This is a genomic window from Rhizobium leguminosarum (assembly GCF_010668065.1).
GTDB classification, from domain to species: domain Bacteria; phylum Pseudomonadota; class Alphaproteobacteria; order Rhizobiales; family Rhizobiaceae; genus Rhizobium; species Rhizobium leguminosarum_S.
Map to the genome: position 1 here is coordinate 1 of NZ_WUEN01000002.1, position 20172 is coordinate 20172.

Consider the following 20172-nt stretch of genomic DNA (forward strand, 5'->3'; position numbering starts at 1 on the left):
GCGGGAGGGCGGTTCGCTTCGAAGGCACCAACTCGCATATCGACGAAATGCTGGAGATGTTTTCCGAGGAGCCGGCTAAGGTCGAGCCGGAGCAGGTGGAGAAAGTCTCGCTTGCCACGCGCGTCTTCGCGCCGATCGGCAAGATGACCTATGAGGTCTGGGACAATTTCGCCGCTGCCATGTATATCCTCGGCTCGGCGGTGCGCGGCGCGCAGATGAAGTTCGGCCGCGGCAGCGGCGTTTCGCCGGCCTCGATCGTCAACCAGATCGACCATATGGGCGTTCGCGCCGTTCCGATCATCTTGCTGATGTCTTTCCTGATCGGGGCGATCATCGCCCAGCAAGGCGCCTTTCAGCTGCGCTACTTCGGGGCTGAGGTCTTCGTCGTCGATCTCGTCGGCATCCTGCAATTGCGCGAAATCGGCGTGCTCTTGACCTCGATCATGATTGCCGGCCGTTCGGGCAGCGCGATCACCGCCGAAATCGGCTCTATGAAGATGCGCGAGGAGATCGACGCGCTGAAGGTGATGGGCCTGAACCCGATCGGCGTGTTGATCTTTCCGCGGCTGGTGGCGTTGACCATCGCGCTGCCGCTTTTGACGGTGCTGGCAAATTTCGCCTCGCTGGGCGGGGCTGCCGCCGTCGCTTGGGGCTATTCCGGCATCACCTTCGCCAATTTCCTGTCGCGCCTGCACGAGGCGGTCACATTGTCGACGGTGCTCTCAGGCATGATCAAGGCGCCGTTCATGGCGCTGGTCATCGGCATCGTTGCCGCGGTCGAGGGGCTGAAGGTCGGTGGCAGCGCGGAATCGCTCGGCCAGCACGTGACGGCCGCGGTGGTGAAGGCGATTTTCGTCGTCATCCTGATGGACGGGCTTTTTGCGATGTTCTATGCAGCGATCGATTTCTAGGATGGCGGACCGCGTGGACGAGAAACCGATCGATACGGAAGACAAGGACGAAAGGGATATCGTGCTATCGGCGCGCGACGTCACCGTCGGCTTCGGATCCAAGGTCGTGCTCGACAATTTGAACCTCAATATCTACCGCGGCGAGATCCTCGGCTTCGTCGGCGCGTCGGGCACGGGTAAATCGGTGCTGATGCGCACGGTGCTCCGGCTGCTGCCACGCCGCTCCGGCACGATCAAGATCCTCGGCCAGGATTTCGACGAGCTCGACGAACCGCAACGCAACGCGCTCGACATGCGGCTCGGCGTGCTGTTCCAGCAGGGGGCGCTGTTCTCGTCGCTGACGGTCAAGGAAAACATCCAGGTGCCGATGCGCGAATATCTCGACCTGCCGACCTCGCTGATGGACGAATTGGCGCATTTGAAGATCCGTATGGTCGGGCTTGCAGCCGATGCTGCCGACAAATATCCATCCGAACTGTCCGGCGGCATGATCAAGCGCGCAGCCCTTGCCCGCGCACTGTCACTCGATCCGGAACTCGTCTTCCTGGACGAACCGACTTCGGGTCTCGACCCGATCGGCGCGGCCGAATTCGATGAACTGATCGCCAACCTGCGCGATAGTCTGGGATTGACCGTGTATATGGTGACGCACGACCTCGACAGCCTGTTTTCGGTCTGCGACCGTATTGCCGTGCTCGGAAAGAAGCGAGTAATGGTGGAAGGCACGATCGGCGACATGCTGGCCTATGACGATCCGTGGGTGCAGGCCTATTTCAAGGGCAAACGCGCGCGGTCGATTGTGCCGCAAAACGATGCTGCCGCGCGGCACGACAGCAGCGGAAAGTGACCGGATAAGATGGAAACCAAAGCCAATTACACGATTGTCGGTTTTTTCACGGTGCTGGTGATCGCGGCTGCCTTCGGCTTCGTCTACTGGATGGCCGAATATGGCCGCGGCGGCCCGATGACGGAACTGATCGTTCGTATTCCGGGCTCGGCCAACGGTCTCAGCGTCGGCTCGCCGGTGCGCTTCAACGGCATCCAGATCGGCTCGGTGCAGACGCTGTCGATCGATGCCGACGATCCGCAATATTCGCTGGCCTTCACCCAGGTGCGCACCGATGCGCCGATCTACCCCTCCACCAAGGCCGCCCTTGAAATCCAGGGTTTGACCGGGGCTGCCTATATCGAACTCTCGGGCGGTCGCAAGGGCGAGGAAAGCATCCTCCAGCATGCGATCGATAACGGCAAACGCGCCGTCATCGTTGCCGACCAATCGAGCGTCACCAATCTTCTGGCGACCGCAGACAAGATCCTCGATCGCGCTAATGACGCGGTCGGCGAGCTTCAGGGTTTCATCGAAGATTCGCGCGGGCCGTTGACCGAGACTTTCAAGAATGCCGAGACGTTTTCGGATGCACTTGCCAAGAATTCCGGCAATATCGACGCCTTCCTGCAGAGCGTGGGTGAGCTCTCCAATACGGTGAAGGCGGTCTCCGGCCGTGTCGATTCGACGCTTCAAGCCGTCGAGTCGCTGGTCAAGGCGGTCGATGCGCAGAAGATCGATAACATCGTCTCCAATGCCGAGAAGATTACCGCCAATGTCGCCGATGCCTCCGGCGACCTCAAGGGCGCGATCCAGAAGTTCGACCAGACGGCCACAACCTTCAACGATTTCGGCAAGCAGGCACAGGCGACACTCGATCGCGTCGATACGCTCGTTGCCCAGATCGACCCGGCGAAGGTGAAGGGCTCTGTCGACGACATCGCGCAGGCGACCAAGGATGCGCGCGCCGCCGTCGCCTCGATCCGCGAGGTCGCCAACACGGTTTCGGCGCGTCAGAAAGATATCGACCAGACGATCCAGGACGTGTCGCAGCTTTCCAACAAGCTGAATTCGGCCTCGACCCGCATCGACGGCATTCTCATCAAGGTCGATGCGCTGCTCGGCACCGACAATACGCAATCGCTGTTCACCGAGGCGCGCAATACGCTGGAATCCTTCAAGAAGGTCGCCGACAACCTGAATTCGCGCATTGGACCGATTGCCGACAATCTGCAGAAATTCTCGAGCGGCGGCTTGCGCGACGTGCAGACTCTCGTCAACGACATGCGCGGAACCGTGAGCAATCTGAACGATACGATCACCAACTTCGACCGCAATCCGCAACGCCTGATCTTCGGCGGGGACACGGTGAAGCAATATGACGGCCGGACGCGGCGTTAACTGGGAAATCAGGGGTAGCCTAATATGGTCGCATCGCATTTGTTGTCGCGCCGTTCACGGATCAGGGGAACGGTGATCGCGCTGCCGCTGACGGCGCTGATCCTTTCGGGGTGCGGCACCGCGGCCAAGAACGACACCTATGACCTGCCCGCTGCCGTCGACGGCAGTGGACCCGCGGCCAAATCCCGCCAGATCCTGATCGCCAGCCCGACGGCGCTAAGGTCGCTCGACAGCGAGCAGATCGTCATCCGTGTTTCGCCTTCGGAAATCCAGTATCTCTCAAAGGCGCAGTGGGGCGACAAGCTGCCGCGCATAGTGCAGTCGAAGCTGGTGGAAGCCTTCGAGAACTCGGGCAAGCTCGGCGGCGTCGGCATGCCGGGGCAGGGGCTGGCGATCGACTACCAGATCGTCACCGATATCCGCGCCTTCGAGATCGACGCTTCGCACGGCAACCAGGCGGTGGTCGAAATTTCCGCCAAGATCCTCAATGATCGCAACGGCTCGGTGCGCGCCCAGAAGGTGTTCCGCGCCATGGCGCCGGCCGGCGGCGACAATGACGGCTTCGTCAAAGGCCTCGACCGCGCCTTCTCCAACGTCGCCTCCGAGCTCGTCAGCTGGACGCTGCGCTCAATTTGAATTTCGATGCCGCCCCGTGAATATCGGGGGTTGTCGATTGTGAAAAATATTTGATCCCATGGCATAGGGGTCGTCATCGTATTCAATTTCTTCACGAATTTATGGAACGCATCATGTAGTCCCTTTCAGGAGGAATGTTGCATGGTGGTTGCACGGGTCTTCGGGAAATCGTCATTGGAGGCGATCCAACGCGAAAATGATCGCCTCGCTGTGTTGCAGCAGCTCGATATCCTCGACACGCCGAGGGACGAGGGCTTCGAGCGGATCGTACGCCTGATAAAGGAGATCTTTTCCATCGACATCGGCATCGTGTCGCTGATCGATGCGCATCGGCAATGGTATAAGGCTTGCTCCGGCCTCGCGGGCGATGAGGTGTCGCGCGAAGACACGTTCTGCCGCTATGTCGTGGACTGTGAAAAGCCTGTTGTCGTGCAAGACGCCACCAAGGACTCGCGGTTTTCACAACATCCTGCGGTGACGGGCGAGAACCATATCCGTTTTTATGCCGGCGTGCCGTTGAGAACAAAAGCCGGGCACATGATCGGAACGGTTTGCGCGATCGACCGCAGGCCGCGATCGTTCGGCAACAGAGATCTCGGCATTCTCGAGGAACTGGCGGGCGCTGCGATGGACCGCATCGAGCTCATGCAGTCGGCCGCGATCGACAGCCTGACCGAGGCGATGACGCGGCGTGCCTTCAAGCAGGAGGCCGATCAGCTCATTTCGCTCGCTTTACGGCACAAGCACGACCTCTCATGCATCGTCTTCGATATCGACCATTTCAAGAAGGTGAACGATACGCATGGACATGCCGCAGGAGACGAGGTTCTCAAGGCGGTGGCATCGACCTGCAAGACGACCCTTCGAGCCGGTGATCTGTTCGGCCGTCTTGGCGGCGAGGAGTTTGCCGTCATCTTGCCGCATGTCGATCGGGAAGGTGCTGCCGCGGTCGCCGAGAAACTCAGAGCCGCCATCGCCTCTCAGATCATAAGCGGCGATCATGGCGCCCTGACCGTCACAGCCAGCTTCGGAACTTCGGCACTCTCGATCGTCACCAAAGAGATCGAGACCCTGTTGGCTCAGGCGGATGCGGCGATGTATCAGGCCAAGCATGGCGGACGGAATCGTTGTGTGTCGTGGAGCTCCATCCACGCCGATCACGCCATTGGGGCTCGACGGCGGGTGCTGAAGGCGGGTTCGATCCTGTTCAACGATCGGCGTTCGACCATCGACTGCACCGTCAAAACCATAGGCTCGGAGAGCGCCGGCATTTCAGTCTCCAACACATCAGGCATTCCTTCGGAATTCATCCTGGCCATCAAAGGCGAAGGTTTCGAAACGAATTGCAGGGTGATCGCGCAAGACCGGCAGCATCTGGAAGTCGCTTTCAGATAACCCGTCGGCAAAATCCTGCCGGCAAGTCTCCGCTCATCGGGCCTATTTCGTCGGTTGTGAATCCGTCATCGTCGCTCCCGGCTGGCTGCCCGGTGTCGTCGAAGCTGTGGCGGTCGATGACGGCGACAGAGTGCTGTCCAGCAGGCTTGCCATCTTGTCGTCGCGTATGCTCGCGGTCTTTTCGCCCATAACGACGCCGACCACGCGGCGGCCATCCTTCAACGCCGACGTCACGACATTGTAGCCCGATGCATCGGTGTAGCCGGTCTTGATGCCGTCGACGCCGTCGTAGCGATACATGAGGTTGTTGTGGCCGCGCAGCTTCATGCCGCGGAACTGGAAGCCGCGCATGGAGAAGAGCTTGAACTCCTCGGGAAAGTCCCGCATCAGCGAAACGCCGAGTGTCGCCATGTCCCGCGCCGTGGTGACCTGCTCAGGATCGGGAAGGCCCGACGGATTCTTGAAGACCGTATCCTTCATGCCGAGCTGACGTGCCTTGTCGGTCATTGCCTTGGCGAAAACCTGTTCGGAGCCGCCAAGCTGTTCTGCGATCGCCACAGCCGCATCATTGGCGGAGAGCACGACAATTCCCTCGACCGCTTCGCGCAGCGTCACCTTGCGGCCGGCCCCGACAGCGAGCTTGAAGGGCTCCTTGCTCTCGGCATTTTCCGACATGGTGAGCTTCTGGTCCCAGTTGAGGCGTCCGTCATGCAGGGCTTCGAAGGCGAGATAGAGCGTCATCATCTTGGTCAGCGACGCCGGATAGTTCAGATCGTCCTGGTTGGAACCTTCGAGGACTTGGCCGGACTGGGCATCCACGACGAAGCTTGCCTGGCCTGCCTGAACCTGAGTGAAAGCGCCCATCAGGAAAAAGGAAGAGAGCGCGGTGGCAAGGAGCGTGGATGTCGTCTTGGTCATCAATGTTGCTGTCTCTGTCGTTTGGATGGTGGAGTGAGCCGCTTGTTTGAATGTGAGCGGATCAGAAAAGTTTGTGACGGAATGAAGGACAGGGGGCAATAAAAAAGGGTCATCCACAGCTGATTCCTTTTGTCTCACCCTCTTCGGTTTTGACAATGATGCGCACGGCACGTAAAAATGCGCCATGAGCATGAAGCACGCGCCCTTCTCCCGTCATATCAGCACCTGCCCGCAGGTCGCGATCGTGCGCGCTCTTGGCGGACGAGGTCTTCGCGTCCTGCTGTGACGTCAGGGCGCCAGGCGTCCGGCGCGCTGCTGGACGTAAAGCCCCTCACCACGTCAATCAAGGTTGCCAGGGAGACAGGCACCGTGCTCAATATTTATCATGTCAATTCGCTCGTCCATTGGGAGGAGCGCGAGATCCATCTGCGCGATCATATGATCGGCTTCTTTTCGCAAGAGGTCCGCAGTTTTCTCAGATCCGTCAATCCGGCCTGGGATGTCAGGAGGGTCGAGGCGCCGGCGCTGATGCCGCGGTCTCTGGTTTCAAGCGCCTATTCGAACGCCGATATCTGGGTCCAGGAACAGTTCTCCACCAGCGATACCGCGCTGGTGCTGAGACCGGAGACCACGCCGTCGACCTACATCTACATGCAGCATATTCTCGGCAATCACTCGAAGACACGGCTGCCGCTCTGCGTCTGGCAGGCCGGCAGATCCTATCGTCGCGAGCAGGAACAGCCGACGAAACACATGCGGCTGAAGGAATTCTGGCAGCTCGAATTCCAATGTGCCTTCACGGCCGATAGCGGCAACGACTATCATGCCGCCTGCCTCGAGCCGGTCCACCGGATGATCGCATCGCTGATCCACCTGCCGACGCGGATCGTAGCCTCCGACCGGCTGCCGGCCTATTCCGAGGTGACTGTCGATATCGAGGTCGACAATGGCGACAAGTGGATGGAGGTCTGCTCGATCTCCCGACGCACGGACTTTCCGCAGCGCTACCAGTCGCAACCGAAGAAGGGAGCGGCGGTCGACCATGACGTGCTCGTGCTTGAGATCGCCATCGGTCTCGATCGGTGCGTCTACAACTGGAACATAGCGGCCGATCAGTAAAACATGAAGAACCGGGACCGCGCAAGCGGTCTCGGTTTTCGCCGTTGCAGTTATCCTTGAATTTTCTGCAGCACTTTGAATTGCTGCGTAATTCCGATTTAAGAAATTATACAGTAAGAGACAGCGTTATGCTGCGAGGGGTGGGGTTTCTATGATGCGTTCGGCAATGGTTTTGGTCGTTGGCATATGCGTGCTCGTTCTTTCAGCTTTTTCCGCCTTTGCGTCATCCGGACGCTCCGTCCCGCGTTCGTTAGTTCCTCAAATGTTTCTGTATGAGGAAAAACCGGAGATGGCACAGCCGACGACGGTTCCCGGTTCTGTCAGGTGGTCAATCGATATGCGCACCGACGCCAGGGGACACTCCGATCCTGTTATCCAAGCGCACATTGCTGTGCCGAAGCGTCACTTCACTGCAGTGCTGACACTGGAACGGAATGCAGATCCCTCCGTTTCCGCAAGCCACCTCATTGAATTGTCGTTTCAGATCGCACCAGGATTTAAGGGAGGTGGAATTTACAGTCTCCGGCACATGTCAATGAAGGCGACGGAAAGCGATCGCGGTGACACATTGATAGCCGTGCCCGCCAAGGTCACGGACAATCTCTACATGCTGGCGCTCAATGATCTGCCTGAGGCTCGTGCCAAGAACCTTGAACTGCTTGAACGCCAATGGATCGATTTGCCGATTTCCTATCAGGACGGCAAACGAGCACTGCTGACGCTTGAAAAGGGCGCCGATGGTGAGCGTGTGTTCAACCAGGCAATTCAGGCTTGGGCGTCAAATGATCTGGTCCGGACTGATGCCGGCAATGCTCAATAAAAAGATGGTAGCACCAAACCTGGCCTATGAATTGCTGCGTGGGTTTCCAGGCGCAAAGCGCAGCCCATGGTCAAAAGCGAAAGCCGCCTGACATCAGTTCAAGCGGCTTTCTCCCATTCGACGATCAAATTGGCCTCCGTTCGCTCGGAGGTTTTCACCCCAGGTAAAAGTCAGGCTCAGCCGAGCCTGCCTGCTGCATGGGCGAGCATGGTGTAGACCTTGCCCGTATCCGAGGTGAGGTAGGACTGCGTCACCGTGCGGTTCGGGTCGGTGCGGGCGACGTCGGCGAGCAGCTTTTCGAAATCACCGATGTAGCGGTCGACGGCGGTGCGGAATTCCGGTTCGCGGTCGTATTTGCGCTTGATCTCGTCGAAGGTCTGCTGGCCCTTCAGCGTGTAGAGGCGGCGGGTGAAGACGTCGCGCTCGCCGCGCTGATAACGGCGCCAGAGATCGACCGAGGCGTCGTGGTCGATGGCGCGGGCGATATCGACCGAGAGCGAGTTCAGCGATTCGACGACGTGGCGCGGATTGCGGCTGTCGTTGCTGCGCGCGGCCGGCGCGGCAGTTTCCGCCGGGCGGGCGGGAGCACGAGCGGCCGCGGCCTCGTCGGCGGCTTCCTCACGCGATGCGCCACGCAGGAGATCGCTGATCCAGCCGCCGCTTTCCGGACGAGCCGGCTCCTGGCGAGCTGTTTCCGGGCGGCCTGTTTCCTGGCGAGCGGGGGCAGGCTGCGGCGCGGCACGCTGGGGGGCGGCAGCCGGCGCAGACGGTGCGATCGTTCCGCGCAGACCTGTCGCTTCGATCGGCGGGGGTGCTGCCGGCTGCGGAGGCTGGGCTGCGACCGGCTGGGCAGGACGCGGGGCCGGCTGCACCTGGGCGAGTGTGCGGGCGACGGGCTCGGAGATCTCGAGCTGCTGGCTGGAGCGGCCGACGAGCTGGGAGATATCCTGCAGCGCCTTGATCTGCTCGGCGACGGCCCGGCGCATGGCCGAGGCGCTTTCCTTGGCTTCCTCGGGAAGGTCGAAGGCGCCGCGCTTCAGTTCGGCGCGGGTGGCGTCGAGCTCGCTGCGGATGTCGGCGGCGGAGCGGCGGATATCCTCGGTGGCGCCGGAGAAGCGGCCGACGGCATCGTCGATGGCCTCGCGCAGCGCTTCCCGCATGTTCTGGGCGGCGCCGTCGGAAGCGCGGCCGGCTTCGCCGAGCATGCGCTCGACTTCCGACAGCGAGGCGGTGAGACCACCGCGAATGCGGTTGGAGAGATCGCCGGAGCGGCGCTCGACATTGGCGAAGGTGCCGTCGATCGTCGTATTGGCCTCGTCGCCGGCGCGGGTGATCGCCTCGCGCATCGTCTCTGCCGCTTCCTGGGCGCGCTTCTCGGTTTCGGTGAGAATGCGGCCGATATCGGCGAAGGAGGATTGCACGCCCTGGCGCAGATTGCCGGTGACCTGGGCTGAGCGCTGCTCTGCCCGCTCGAACACGGTCTCGATCATGCCGCCGAGGCCTTGCATGGTCTTTTCGATCTCGGCGGAGCGCTGGACGAGGCCGACGGAGAGCGTCTGCAGAGCGCTCTCGCGCTCCTCGAGCGTCGAAGCGAGGTTGGACTGGGCGGCGCCGAGAAGCTGCGACGCCTGGGTCAGAACCTTGGAGTGTTCGTCGAAGCGGCCGATGATGCCGCCGACCTGTGCCAGCGTCTGGCCCGAGATGTCGGAGAGGCGGTCGACCTTGCCTTCGAGAAGCCTGGTCGAGGCGGAGACCATTTCAGCGGCCTTGGTGGCGGAGTCGGCAAAACGTGTGGTGGTATCGCCGAGACGGCCGTCGACGCTGGCCAGTTGCTCGGCGGCGCGGTTCATCATCATCGCCATTGCCGCACTGCTTTCCGACATGCGCTCGACGAGGCCGTTGACGTTGCCGACCAGGCTGTTCTCGATGGCGCTGACCGCATTGGCGACATTCTCGGTGCGGGCGGCAACGGCGCTGGTGAGCGCTTCGTTTTCGGCGCGCAGACGATCGGCGCTGAGGTTGGCCGCCGCGGTGATGCGAGCGGCGGCCTGCTCGCCGGCATCGGTGTAGCGGTCGATGATCGGGCGGGCCGTTTCGTCGAGGATGCGCGTCAATTCGACCGAACGGCCTGATAGCATCGAGTTGAGGTCGCGGGTGCGCTCTTCGAGCGTCGAGCGGATCGAGTTGCCGCGCGCTTCGAGCGCCCGGTCTACCTCGGAGAACGTCGTATCGATCTCGCGGGCACGCTCTTCGAGGTTGGTACGAATGGCGTTGCTGCGCGCTTCGAGCGCCCGGTCGACATCCGCCATGGTGGCGGAAATCTCGCTGCCGGCGCCCGACAGTGTCGAGCGGATGGCATTGCCGCGTGTCTCCAGAGACTGGCCGGCATCCGACAGCACCTTGGAGATGGCATTGACTTGCGTGCCGACGATGGTCTCGGCCTCGGCGACCTTGTTGACGATGGCGTTGCCGGCTTCCGAGAAGGTCTGGGCGACGGCAGCGGCCTGGCTTGCCAGCCGGTTCTGCGCTTCGGCGACGCGGGTGACGATCTGCGACGAGCGCTCATCCATGGTGCGGGTGAATTCGCCGCTTTTCGTATTGAGATCCTCGGCGAATTGCTGGCCGGTCTTGCCAAGCAGTTCGGTGGTTCTCGTCGCTTCGCCTTCCATTCCTTGGGCTGCGTCGGCAACCGCGCTGCGCAGCGTCGAGGCGAGACCGGCGGCCTTGCCTTCGATGGTGCGGTTGACGGCCTCGAGGCCGACGGTCAACGCACGGTCCATGGTGGAGAGGCGTTCCTCGATGCGTTCATTGCCGCGGTCGAGAGTTTCGCCGAGGCTCGCGGTGCGGCCGTCGATGGCGCCGGTCAGGCTAGTGGTGCGGCTGTCCAGCGTCTCGGCCAGATTGGCGGTGCGGCTGTCGATCGCCTGGGTGAGGTTTGCAGCACTGCCTTCGAGCGTCGCCGAGATGCGCTGTGTGGCGTCGTCGCTGAGCGCGCCGATACGAGAGACGCCGTCGGCAAGCACGCCGGACAGCTGGCCGCTGGCCGCTTCGACCTTTTCGGCAACGCCGCCGACGCCGTCGCGGATTCGGGTCTCGATCGCCGCAAGACCGGCTTCCACACGCGATCCGGTTTCTTCAAAACGGCCCGTCAGGCTTTCGACCGACCGATCGAGATGGGCGGAGAAATCCTGCGTGGAGCTCGAAATCGCACTTGCCGCCTCCTGGAAGCGGCCGGCGATCTGGCCGGCGCCGGCATGCATGCGATCTTCCAATGTCTGGGCGCCGGCATCGATCGCCTGCCGGATCGCGGCTTCACGGTGCTCCAGCGACAATTCGAGCATGCCGACGCTCGTCGCCACCGAGGTGCCGATGCTGGTCGCCTGTTCGGCCAGCGTATCGCTGATCAGCGCATGGGCCTGGTTGAGCGATAGGTCGATGGCGTTGGCGCGGTCTTCGAGCGTCGTACGGATGCGCTCATGGGCAGAGGCGAGCCCGCCCTCGATACGAGCCGCGGCCTCGTCGGCGAGGCCTCCGAGCCGTGTATGTGCATCTGTCAGACGGCCTTCGATGCGGCCGGTCAAGCCGCCGACGAGATCCTCGAAGCGGTTGCCGCCGGCATCGAGAACGCCCGAGAGGGCGGCGCTATGTTCGGAAAGCGCATTTTCGAGCCGCTGCTGATTGTCGGTATAAGCGGTGCGGATCGCATCGGTCTTGTCGGAGAAGGCGCCGGCGACTCGTGCCTCGGCACCGGAGACGGCCTCCATGATGGCGTTGCTGCGGGCTTCGAGCACGCTGTCGAAGCGGCTCTGGTTATCGTCGAGCGAAATGGCGAGCGCCATGGTCTTTTCGTCGAGCGTATCGGTGAGCCGGTCGTGGGTTGCCGTCACGGCGCCGATGATCGCGGCGGTGCGGTGGCCCAAGGCTTCCTCGAGGCGGGCCTGGCCTTCGCTCAGCGAGGCGGCGAGGGTGGCGGCCTTCTGGTCGAGTACACCGTTCAGGCCGTCATGCGTGCCGGAGACCGCATTGGTGATCGCATCGGCGCCTGTTGTCAGCGTCTCCTCGAGACGGCTCTGGCTCTCGTTCAGCGAGATGGCAAGCGCCATCGCCCGATCGTCGAGTGACTCGGACAGGCGGTCGTGGGTGGCGGAGACCGCATTCAGGAAGGATTCCGAGCGGCTCTCCAGCGTATCCTGCAGGCGGCTCTGACCCTCGTTCAGGGAGGCGGCGATCGCCGTCGCCTTTTCGTCGAGCGTTTCTGAGAGACGGTCGTGCGTGCCGGACACGGCCTTGAGGAAGGCTTCGGAGCGTGCTTCCAGCGTGTCTTCGATCCGCGATTGGCTCTCATTGAGCGAGATGGCGAGCGTCATCGCCTTCTCGTCCAGCGTCTCGGACAGACGGTCATGCGTGCCGGAGACCGCATTCAGCAGGGCCGCCGAGCGGGTTTCCAGCGTGTCTTCGATCCGTGTCTGGGTTTCGTTGAGCGAAATGGCGAGGGCCATCGCCTTTTCGTCCAGCGTCTCGGAGAGACGATCATGGGTGCCGGAGACGGCGTTCAGCAGGGCTGCGGAGCGGGTTTCGAGCGTATTCTCGATACGGGCATGGCCTTCGCTCAGCGAGGTGGCAAAAGCTGCCGCCTTGCCGTCCAGGGTCTCCGAGAGACGGTCATGGGTTCCGGAGACCGCGTTCAGCAGGGCGGCGGAACGGGTTTCCAGCGTCTCCTCGATACGGGCCTGGCTCTCGTTCAAGGACATGGCGAGCGCCATCGCCTTTTCGTCGAGCGTCTCGGCAAGACGGTCGCGCGTACCGGATACAGTGTTCAGCAGTGCCTCGGCGCGCGTTCCAAGCGCATCCTCGATGCGGGCATGGCGCTCGTCGAGCGAGGTCGTAAGGGCCGCCGCCTTGCTGTCCAGCGTTTCCGACAGGCGATCATGCGTGCCAGACACGGCGTTGAGGAAGGCTTCGGAGCGGGTCTCGAGCGTATCCTCGATGCGGGCCTGGTTTTCGCTGAGCGAAATGGCGAGCGCCATCGCCTTCTCGTCAAGCGTCTCGGAGAGGCGATCATGGGTGCCCGAGACGGCGTTCAACAGAGCCTCGGAGCGGGTCTCGAGCGTGTCCTCGATGCGGGCCTGGCTCTCGTTCAGAGAGATGGCAAGCGCCATCGCCTTTTCGTCGAGCGTCTCGGCAAGACGGTCATGGGTGCCGGAGACGGCATTGATGATGGCGTCGGAGCGGGTCGTCAGCGCTTCTTCGAAGCGACCGTGATGGGTGGTCAGTGCCTCCAAAAGTGCGCCGCCGCGCTCTGCCATGACGCTGTCGATACGGCCGTGGGCCGTGCCGAGCGCCTCGCTGATTTCGGCCGCACGGGCGGTAAGCACACCGCTCAGCTCTTCGGCGCGACCGCCGAAGGCAGAGGTGACCTGCTCGGTGCCAGCGGCAACGGCAGTCGTCAGATCGGTGGTGGTGGTGCGCAGCGTGTCGCGGAATTCGGCCGAGCGTGTCTGAAGGTTGTTCTGCAGCTCGGAGGTGCCGGTCGCAAGCGTCAGCGCGATTTCCGAGGTCGCGCTCTGCAGCGCCGAGGTCAGCTCGCCGGTGCGGCTGGTGAGTGCCGTGGTGATTTCGTCCGCGCGGCTGCCGAGTGTGCTTTCCAGCACTTCGTGGCCGGTGGCGAGCGCGGTGGCGAGCGCCAGCGACTGGTCGGTCATAGACGAACCGAGCCGGTCGATGCCGGAGCTCAGAATGCCGTCGATTGAATCCGAGCCGCCGGTCAGCGTCTCGTTGATACGGGCGAGGCTCTCCATCAGCTTGGTGTCGAGCGAGCCGGTGCGTTTGTCGAAGGCGCTGGTGAATTCGGAGACGCGTTCGTCGAAGGCGGTCGAAAGTTGGGCAACGGTCGTCTGCAGCCGCTCCTCGAAGAAGCCGGAGCGCACGTCGAGATCCATGACGGCGTCGTCGGCGGTGGTCTGCAGGCTCTGACGGAAGCTTGCGCCCTTTTCGTCGAGCGCGCTGTTCAGCTTGAAGAGTACGTCGTCGAGCGTGCCGCCGATGGTGCGTTCGCCTGACGTCAGGCTCTCATTGATCTCGCGGGTGCGGGCGATCAGGATCTCGTTGAGTTGGTGCGTACGCTCATTCAGCGCCGCATTCAGCTTTTCGGTGCTGCTGTCCATGGTCGAGGCGCGCGTCTCGAACTGGCTGAGCAGCCTTTCGCCATGATCGTTGAGATTGACGGAGAGGGCTTCGAGGCGGTTGTCGAATTCGGTGGCCAGCGCAAAGCCCGATGCGTTCAGGGTCTGCAGCAGGGTATCGGTCTTGGCTGCGAGCAGGCTGCCCATCGACTGCAGGGCGCTGTCCGATTTTTCCAGGATCGTCGCGGCGCGTGTATCGATCAGCGAGGCGAAGGCTTCGCCCGATGTGGCAAGCCGCACCGCGATCTCTTCGGTCGCAAGCGACAGCTCTTCCTTCAACTGGTCGTGGACGCTGCCGATCGAGGTGCGGATACGGTCGGCATGGTTGACGATCGCCTCGCGCTCGGAGCCGAGTTCGTGGACGAGGCCGCGAACGCGCAACTCGTTGTCGGCATAAGAACGTTCAAGCGCATTGACTTCGGAATGGACGAGCGTTTCCAGCTCGGAGGCACGCGCGATGGTGCGCTCGATGCCTTCATTCATGGCCGAGACCTCACGGCGCACGGCTTGGCCGACGGTCATGATGCGCTCGGAGGCGATGGTTTCCGGCTCTGCGAGGCGCAATGCCACCTCTGCCATGGAGCGGGCGGCGTTGCGCATGTCCTGGGCGCGGGAGATCATGATGGCGAAGGCATAGAACATCATCACGGGAATGATGATGCCGACGAGGCCGGCAATGACGCCGGGCAGGGCGACGAGATCGGCGAGCGAACGGATCTGCCAGATCTGCGGAGCATAAAGCAGCGACATCAGGCCGAGGCCGGCCATGACCCAAAGTACGGAAAACAGGGTGGCGGTGCGCACCGCCGAGCGGCTGGAGGCGCCGTCAAAGGATTTCAGGATCGAGGCGGGCGTATTGCGGCTGGCATCGTTGGCGGGCGCGAAAGCCGGACCCCTGGAAGCCTGCTCGCCGCCGGCACCGCGGCGGCTGCGGCGCTGCGCTTCTTCCTGGGCCTGCTGGTTACGCGCATTTACTGGATCAGACACATTAGCCTCCGGGGCCTGGGGCGCGTCGCCGCGGCGAGACGGTACGTTATCCTTGCTAAAGTCGATCTGGAGCGCCTCGTCCAATGCCTTGAACGCCTTGTCCTCAATCGACTCGTTATATTTGTTGTTCGCCATTCGGTTATGCCTCGTTACTGTCAGCCAGTCCGACAGCGCTTCCTGGGCTTCCGCCTCACCCGGGAACAACTTTGCCGTTCCAGCCTTCCATCCCAACGAAGGACGGATAAGCATGTCATTTCAGAGTAGATAGCCGCTTTTTCAAACGGAAGGTATCAAAACACTACCATTATCCACTCGCTCGGCAAAGGCGCGTACCATAAACCCGCTCCACCAGTATCGTAGTGACACATCTGGGCTCTTCACACAATTAATGAAGGCTTGAGATTCATGGCGCGTTAACCCTTTGTTAACACCTTTGAATCCCAGGCGCGGCTCAAAAGCCAATAGTTTAGGGATATTTAACGGATGTTAACCATATGGCGAGATTTCCGCCCTGACTGTGCCGGAATTTAACGTGATGGCCACCCTCCTGTCGCAGAACTGTTGCAACTGCGGACGACAGAGACGGGAGAATTGGCAATGGCAGCCCAGATGGCAGCATTGAACATCGTATTCGAGGCGCCTGATAATGCAAAGGGACCGTGTCCCTCGAAGGTCCGGCCGATCGATCTGGTCCATCTCGCAAAGCAGACGATGGGCGACAAGACACTGGAACTCGAAGTCCTTCAGATGTTTGCGCGCCAGGCTCGCGCATGCCTGCAGGATATTGCCAGCGGCGAAACCATCCGTATCGGCGCAGCCGCGCATCGGCTGAAGGGCGCGGCAAGCTCGGTCGGCGCGTTCCGCGTGTCGCAGACGGCGGAAGCCGTCGAGGAAAACGGCGGCGATGCCGGCGCGACGGCAGCGCTCGGTGCCGCCGTCATCGACGCCGAGAATTTCATTCTGAAGCTCTGCCGCGGCTGACTCCAAGTTTTTATCTGACGCATGTCGTTGTGCCAAAACCGCTGCGCACTTTTGGGCGACGTGCATAAGATACCGTTCGAACGAGGCCCGTTGTTCCATTGCGGAACCGCGGGTCTTTTTGCGACGTCCTTTATGACGCTTTGAAGACGGCGGGCGAAGGGCCGATCTGCGAGGCTGTCGCGGATTTCCCAATGTTGACTGATGCGTCGAATTGTCGGAAGAAAATCCGCCCACCCACTTGAAGACCGGAAATAGTCCTGATGCCAAAACTTACCATCGTCGCCTTCGACGGCACGCGCTTCGACCTCGACGTCGACCAAGGCTCCACCGTTATGGAGAATGCCGTGCGCAATTCGGTGCCCGGCATCGAGGCCGAATGCGGCGGCGCCTGCGCCTGCGCGACCTGTCATGTCTATGTCGACGAGGAGTGGACGGAGAAGGTCGGCCAGCCGGAAGCGATGGAAGAGGACATGCTCGACTTCGCCTTCGATGTGCGCCCGACCTCGCGGCTGTCCTGTCAGATCCGGATGAAGGCTGTCTATGACGGGCTCGTGGTGCACGTGCCGGAACGCCAGGCCTGAAGCGCGCTGCGCTTCAAACGTCGTCGAAAAATTCGATACCAAAAAAAAGACGCCTCGCGCGCTAGAGCGAGCGAGGCGAGGCGGGCGCATTACCTACGGATGAGGGAGGAACATCCGCGGCTTCGGAACGCGCCAGGAGAACCCAGCGATGAAAGTGCAGATGCCGTACCTGAACTTTCGAATGTGTTCATATTAACGCGTTCCGGTTGAGTCTGCCAGGATGAAAAATGACCAGTGAATCGCTGGGGAGGGTGCAAGTTTCGCACAAGTTTCGTTATTCAGCTAAGGGTTTCCGCTCGCAACCAGACTGAAAAAGCCTTATTTTGCGCCGGCTCGACCGTTGATTCGATTGTTCAGCAACCTCAGCATCCGCTTCTGGAAATTGACCGCCTCGACCCGGTCGAATCGCGCCTGCTGCTGGTCGTGCTCCTCTATACCGCGAGCTGATTCGCCGGAGACGAGTTCCTGCATGGCTTCGCAGCTGCGCTGCTGCGGCAGCGCCCGGATGGCGCGCTCCATGGCGCGGGCCTGGTCGCGGGCGATCTCGGCATGGCGCTCCTCGTGGCGCTTGATATCGCTCGACAGCGCGTCCCAGATCATCGACAGCTCCTTGCTGGCGCCCTTGCGACTGCTCCAGCGCGGCAGGATGATCTGGGTGTGGACCGTGACCTTGACGTTACCGACGCGGCAGCGCCCGTTATTCTGGATATAGGTTGCCTCGCCGCCGAAGCGGATCTTCGTAGCGCCGGGGTGGCGTGCCGAGGAACCGCTCGCCGTCGGGCCGCGCCGGCTGAGTTCGCGGTCGAGCTCATCCGCGCTTTTGCCGCGAATGTCGAAATAGGAATAGCTTTTCGATGCGATCACTTCGGCTGCCGACGGGCTGCAAAGGGAAAGAGCAATGGAAAAAGCGATAGGAACGACCATATAACGCACTGCAAGCGGCATTCTGAACGCAACCCGTGTTGAAATCGACAGGAGCTTGGGGCATAGCCACCCCAAGCGCAATATCAGATGGCGCTTTTTTCGTCATCAATGGGATAAGTCTGGTGACAGGGCTCGAAGGCATCATATGGCGTGTCGGCCATGGCCGGGAGATCGAACTCGGGCGTCGTTCGGTGATCATGGCGATCATCAACGTGACGCCGGACTCCTTCTCCGACGGCGGACGCTTTGAAACCGTCGATGCGGCGGTCGAACAGGCGTTGCGGGCGGTAAGCGAGGGTGCCGGGATTGTCGATATCGGCGGCGAATCGACCCGGCCGAACGCTGCAACCGTCAGCCCTTCCGAGGAGCAGGCGCGCGTGCTGCCCGTCATCGAGGCGCTGCGCGGGCGCACCCAGGCGCTGATCTCGATCGACACCTATCGCGCCGAGACGGCGCGGCTTGCAATCAGTGCCGGCGCCCATATCGTCAACGACGTCTTCGGGCTGCAAAGGGAGCCCGATATCGCCGATATTGCTGCGGTGACCGGAGCCGGGCTCTGCATCATGCATACCGGCCGCGACAGGGTAAAACTCGTCGATGTGATTGCCGATCAGGTGCATTTCCTCGAACGGTCGCTTGCGATCGCCGCTGCATCAGGCGTCAACCGCGACCGCATCGTGCTCGATCCGGGCTTCGGCTTCGCCAAGGAGACGGCGGAGGAGAACCTGGAGCTGATGGCGCGGTTTTCCGAACTTTCCCGTTTCGGCCTGCCGCTGCTCGCCGGCACGTCGCGCAAGCGCTTCCTCGGCACGGTGACGGGGCGTGAGGCGCAGGGGCGGGATGCAGCGACGGCTGCGACCAGCGCGCTGCTCAGACTTCAAGGGGCTGCGGTTTTCCGCGTGCACAATGTCGCAATCAACAGGGATGCGCTCGATATCGCCGATGCTATGCTTAATGCGCGCCAGGAATTCGAGAGGAAGCGGCCGACATGACCACCTACACGATCACGCTGCAGAACTGCGCCTTCTTCGCGCGCCACGGCGTGCATGACGAGGAGGAATTCCTCGGCCAGCGTTTCTTCGTCGATGCCGAGCTCGATGTTGTCGCCGGCGAGGCGCTGGAAAGCGATTCGATCAACGATACCGTCAATTACGGCATCGCCTTTACGGTGATCGAGCAGATCGTCACCGGCAAGCGGCGCTACCTGATCGAGTCCCTGGCGCTCGATATCGCCAAGGGGCTCTGCGAGACATTCCCGCAGATCCGGCGGGCGAAGATCACGGTGCGCAAGCCGAACGCGCCGGTGCCCGGCGTGCTCGATTTCGTGCAGGTGAGCGTTGAGCACTTTGCCTGAGGCCGCATTGCAATCCGCCACACTCGGTCTCGGCGGCAATATCGGCGACCCTGTGAAGGCGATGGCTGCGGCACTGCAGAGGCTCAACGGACGGGACGACTGCCGGGTTACGGCGGTCTCGCGGCTCTATCGCACGCCGCCCTGGGGCAAGACCGACCAATCGTTCTTCTTCAATGCCTGCGCTGCCGTCGAGACCAGGCTGAAGCCGGAGGCTTTGCTCGATGTCTGCCTGTCGATCGAACGCGAGATGAAACGCGAGCGCATCGAGCGCTGGGGTCCGCGCACGCTCGATATCGACGTGCTGACCTATGGCGACGTGATCCAGGACGCGCCGCGGCTGGAACTGCCGCATCCGCGCATGACCGATCGCGGTTTCGTGCTGATGCCGCTTGCCGACATCGCGCCGGGTCTCCTGGTCAGGGGCAGGGCGGTGAGTGACTGGCTTGATGATGCCGAGGTGGCCGGCATCGAGATTGCCGACGATAGTCGCGACTGGTGGCTGAGCGCCTGAAGCAGGGAAACTGAAACGGAAAACGGCGGGAACCCCGCCGCTTCAGGAAAATCCGCTGTGCGATTTGTCTACTGGATGGAACCGACGGCCATCTCGTCGACCTGGCGGGTCAGCGTCAGGCCGATCACCGGGATCATCTGGCTTTCGACCTTGACCGAAACGGTGACGTTCATCGTCTTGTCATCGCGCACGCGGGCAATCATCGCACCATTCAGCTTGGCGCGGTTGATGCCGACGACGACGGTATCCTCGCTGACGGCGCCGGAGACGACGTCAAGGCCCTTGCCGGCGGCGCCGTCGAGGAATTTGCCCTTGTAGCTCGAGCCCGACTGAGAGATGACGGCGGTCATCGGCTGCTTGAAGACGCCGACGCGGCAGGTGCCGTCGAGCTTGATGCCGGCGCTGCTGTCGCCGGTGGGCTCACCGATCAGGTTGCAGGTGAATTTCGTGCCCTTGTACTTGCCGGCGACGATTTCACCGGGCCCCTTCCAGGAGCCGGCGACGGAATCGAAGAAGGCCTTGTCACGGGTTGCAGCGGTGGCTGCCGGTGCGACATCTGCGACGGGAGACAATGCCGCGGCGGCCAAGCCGCATACGATGAGAAACTTGCGCGAATACATGGATTT

Annotated in this window: 16 protein-coding genes; 12 read left to right on the forward strand and 4 right to left on the reverse strand. The window is 62.0% G+C overall.

The window, feature by feature from the left end; all coding sequences use genetic code 11:
* The 5 genes from GR198_RS04555 to GR198_RS04575 all read left to right on the forward strand — a co-directional run.
* A partial coding sequence (locus tag GR198_RS04555; RefSeq protein ID WP_164067646.1) for an MlaE family ABC transporter permease occupies positions 1-911 on the forward strand: 911 nt, incomplete at its 5' end.
* A 1-nt stretch (position 912) separates the two neighbouring features.
* Positions 913-1758: an ABC transporter ATP-binding protein gene (locus tag GR198_RS04560; protein ID WP_164045833.1), complete on the forward strand. Its 846-nt coding sequence runs from the start codon at positions 913-915 to the stop codon at positions 1756-1758.
* A 9-nt stretch (positions 1759-1767) separates the two neighbouring features.
* Positions 1768-3138, forward strand: coding sequence for an MlaD family protein (locus tag GR198_RS04565; RefSeq protein ID WP_029875480.1), 1371 nt, complete (start codon positions 1768-1770; stop codon positions 3136-3138).
* 24 nt (positions 3139-3162) lie between these two features.
* Positions 3163-3774 (forward strand): ABC-type transport auxiliary lipoprotein family protein, encoded by a 612-nt coding sequence (locus GR198_RS04570; protein ID WP_029875479.1) that lies wholly within the window; start codon positions 3163-3165, stop codon positions 3772-3774.
* Between the two features lie 141 nt (positions 3775-3915).
* Positions 3916-5169 carry a sensor domain-containing diguanylate cyclase gene (locus tag GR198_RS04575; RefSeq protein ID WP_029875478.1) on the forward strand — a complete coding sequence of 418 codons (1254 nt, stop codon included), beginning with the start codon at positions 3916-3918 and terminating at the stop codon, positions 5167-5169.
* A 42-nt stretch (positions 5170-5211) separates the two neighbouring features.
* Here GR198_RS04575 and GR198_RS04580 read toward each other — a convergent pair whose 3' ends face one another.
* Positions 5212-6087, reverse strand: a complete 876-nt coding sequence (locus tag GR198_RS04580) for a D-alanyl-D-alanine carboxypeptidase family protein (RefSeq protein ID WP_029875477.1) — start codon at positions 6085-6087, stop codon at positions 5212-5214.
* Positions 6088-6456: 369 nt separating this feature from the next.
* On the opposite strand from GR198_RS04580, the gene GR198_RS04585 reads away from it, so the two are divergent.
* Together GR198_RS04585 and GR198_RS04590 are read left to right on the forward strand one after the other, a co-directional pair.
* Positions 6457-7206, forward strand: a complete 750-nt coding sequence (locus GR198_RS04585) for an aminoacyl--tRNA ligase-related protein (protein WP_164045832.1) — start codon at positions 6457-6459, stop codon at positions 7204-7206.
* Between the two features lie 289 nt (positions 7207-7495).
* Positions 7496-8026 (forward strand): hypothetical protein, encoded by a 531-nt coding sequence (locus tag GR198_RS04590; RefSeq protein WP_029875475.1) that lies wholly within the window; start codon positions 7496-7498, stop codon positions 8024-8026.
* 176 nt (positions 8027-8202) lie between these two features.
* Here the strand turns inward: GR198_RS04590 and GR198_RS04595 are convergent, their stop codons facing one another.
* Positions 8203-15330, reverse strand: a complete 7128-nt coding sequence (locus GR198_RS04595; RefSeq protein ID WP_029875474.1) for a membrane protein — start codon at positions 15328-15330, stop codon at positions 8203-8205.
* A gap of 462 nt (positions 15331-15792) precedes the next feature.
* Here GR198_RS04595 and GR198_RS04600 point away from each other — a divergent pair, with 462 nt between their 5' ends.
* A complete protein-coding gene (locus GR198_RS04600) occupies positions 15793-16176 on the forward strand; it encodes an Hpt domain-containing protein (protein ID WP_003540152.1) in 384 nt (127 codons plus the stop codon).
* Between the two features lie 260 nt (positions 16177-16436).
* Positions 16437-16757 (forward strand): 2Fe-2S iron-sulfur cluster-binding protein, encoded by a 321-nt coding sequence (locus GR198_RS04605; RefSeq protein WP_003540151.1) that lies wholly within the window; start codon positions 16437-16439, stop codon positions 16755-16757.
* Between the two features lie 318 nt (positions 16758-17075).
* Here GR198_RS04605 and GR198_RS04610 read toward each other — a convergent pair whose 3' ends face one another.
* Positions 17076-17702 carry a DUF922 domain-containing Zn-dependent protease gene (locus tag GR198_RS04610; RefSeq protein ID WP_012757670.1) on the reverse strand — a complete coding sequence of 209 codons (627 nt, stop codon included), beginning with the start codon at positions 17700-17702 and terminating at the stop codon, positions 17076-17078.
* A gap of 101 nt (positions 17703-17803) precedes the next feature.
* On the opposite strand from GR198_RS04610, the gene folP reads away from it, so the two are divergent.
* Genes folP through folK form a run of 3 tightly spaced genes read left to right on the forward strand, consistent with a single transcriptional unit; the run spans position 17804 to position 19546 of the window.
* Positions 17804-18673 (forward strand): dihydropteroate synthase, encoded by an 870-nt coding sequence (folP, locus tag GR198_RS04615; RefSeq protein WP_029875473.1) that lies wholly within the window; start codon positions 17804-17806, stop codon positions 18671-18673.
* Positions 18670-19035 (forward strand): dihydroneopterin aldolase, encoded by a 366-nt coding sequence (folB, locus tag GR198_RS04620; RefSeq protein ID WP_003540148.1) that lies wholly within the window; start codon positions 18670-18672, stop codon positions 19033-19035. The genes folP and folB overlap by 4 nt, the downstream gene beginning before the upstream one ends.
* Entirely contained in the window at positions 19028-19546 is a 519-nt protein-coding gene (folK, locus tag GR198_RS04625) for a 2-amino-4-hydroxy-6-hydroxymethyldihydropteridine diphosphokinase (protein WP_029875472.1), read from the forward strand. The genes folB and folK overlap by 8 nt, the downstream gene beginning before the upstream one ends.
* A gap of 68 nt (positions 19547-19614) precedes the next feature.
* On the opposite strand, the gene GR198_RS04630 is transcribed toward folK, so the two are convergent.
* Positions 19615-20166 carry a hypothetical protein gene (locus tag GR198_RS04630; RefSeq protein ID WP_003540146.1) on the reverse strand — a complete coding sequence of 184 codons (552 nt, stop codon included), beginning with the start codon at positions 20164-20166 and terminating at the stop codon, positions 19615-19617.
* Positions 20167-20172: the final 6 nt, after the last annotated feature.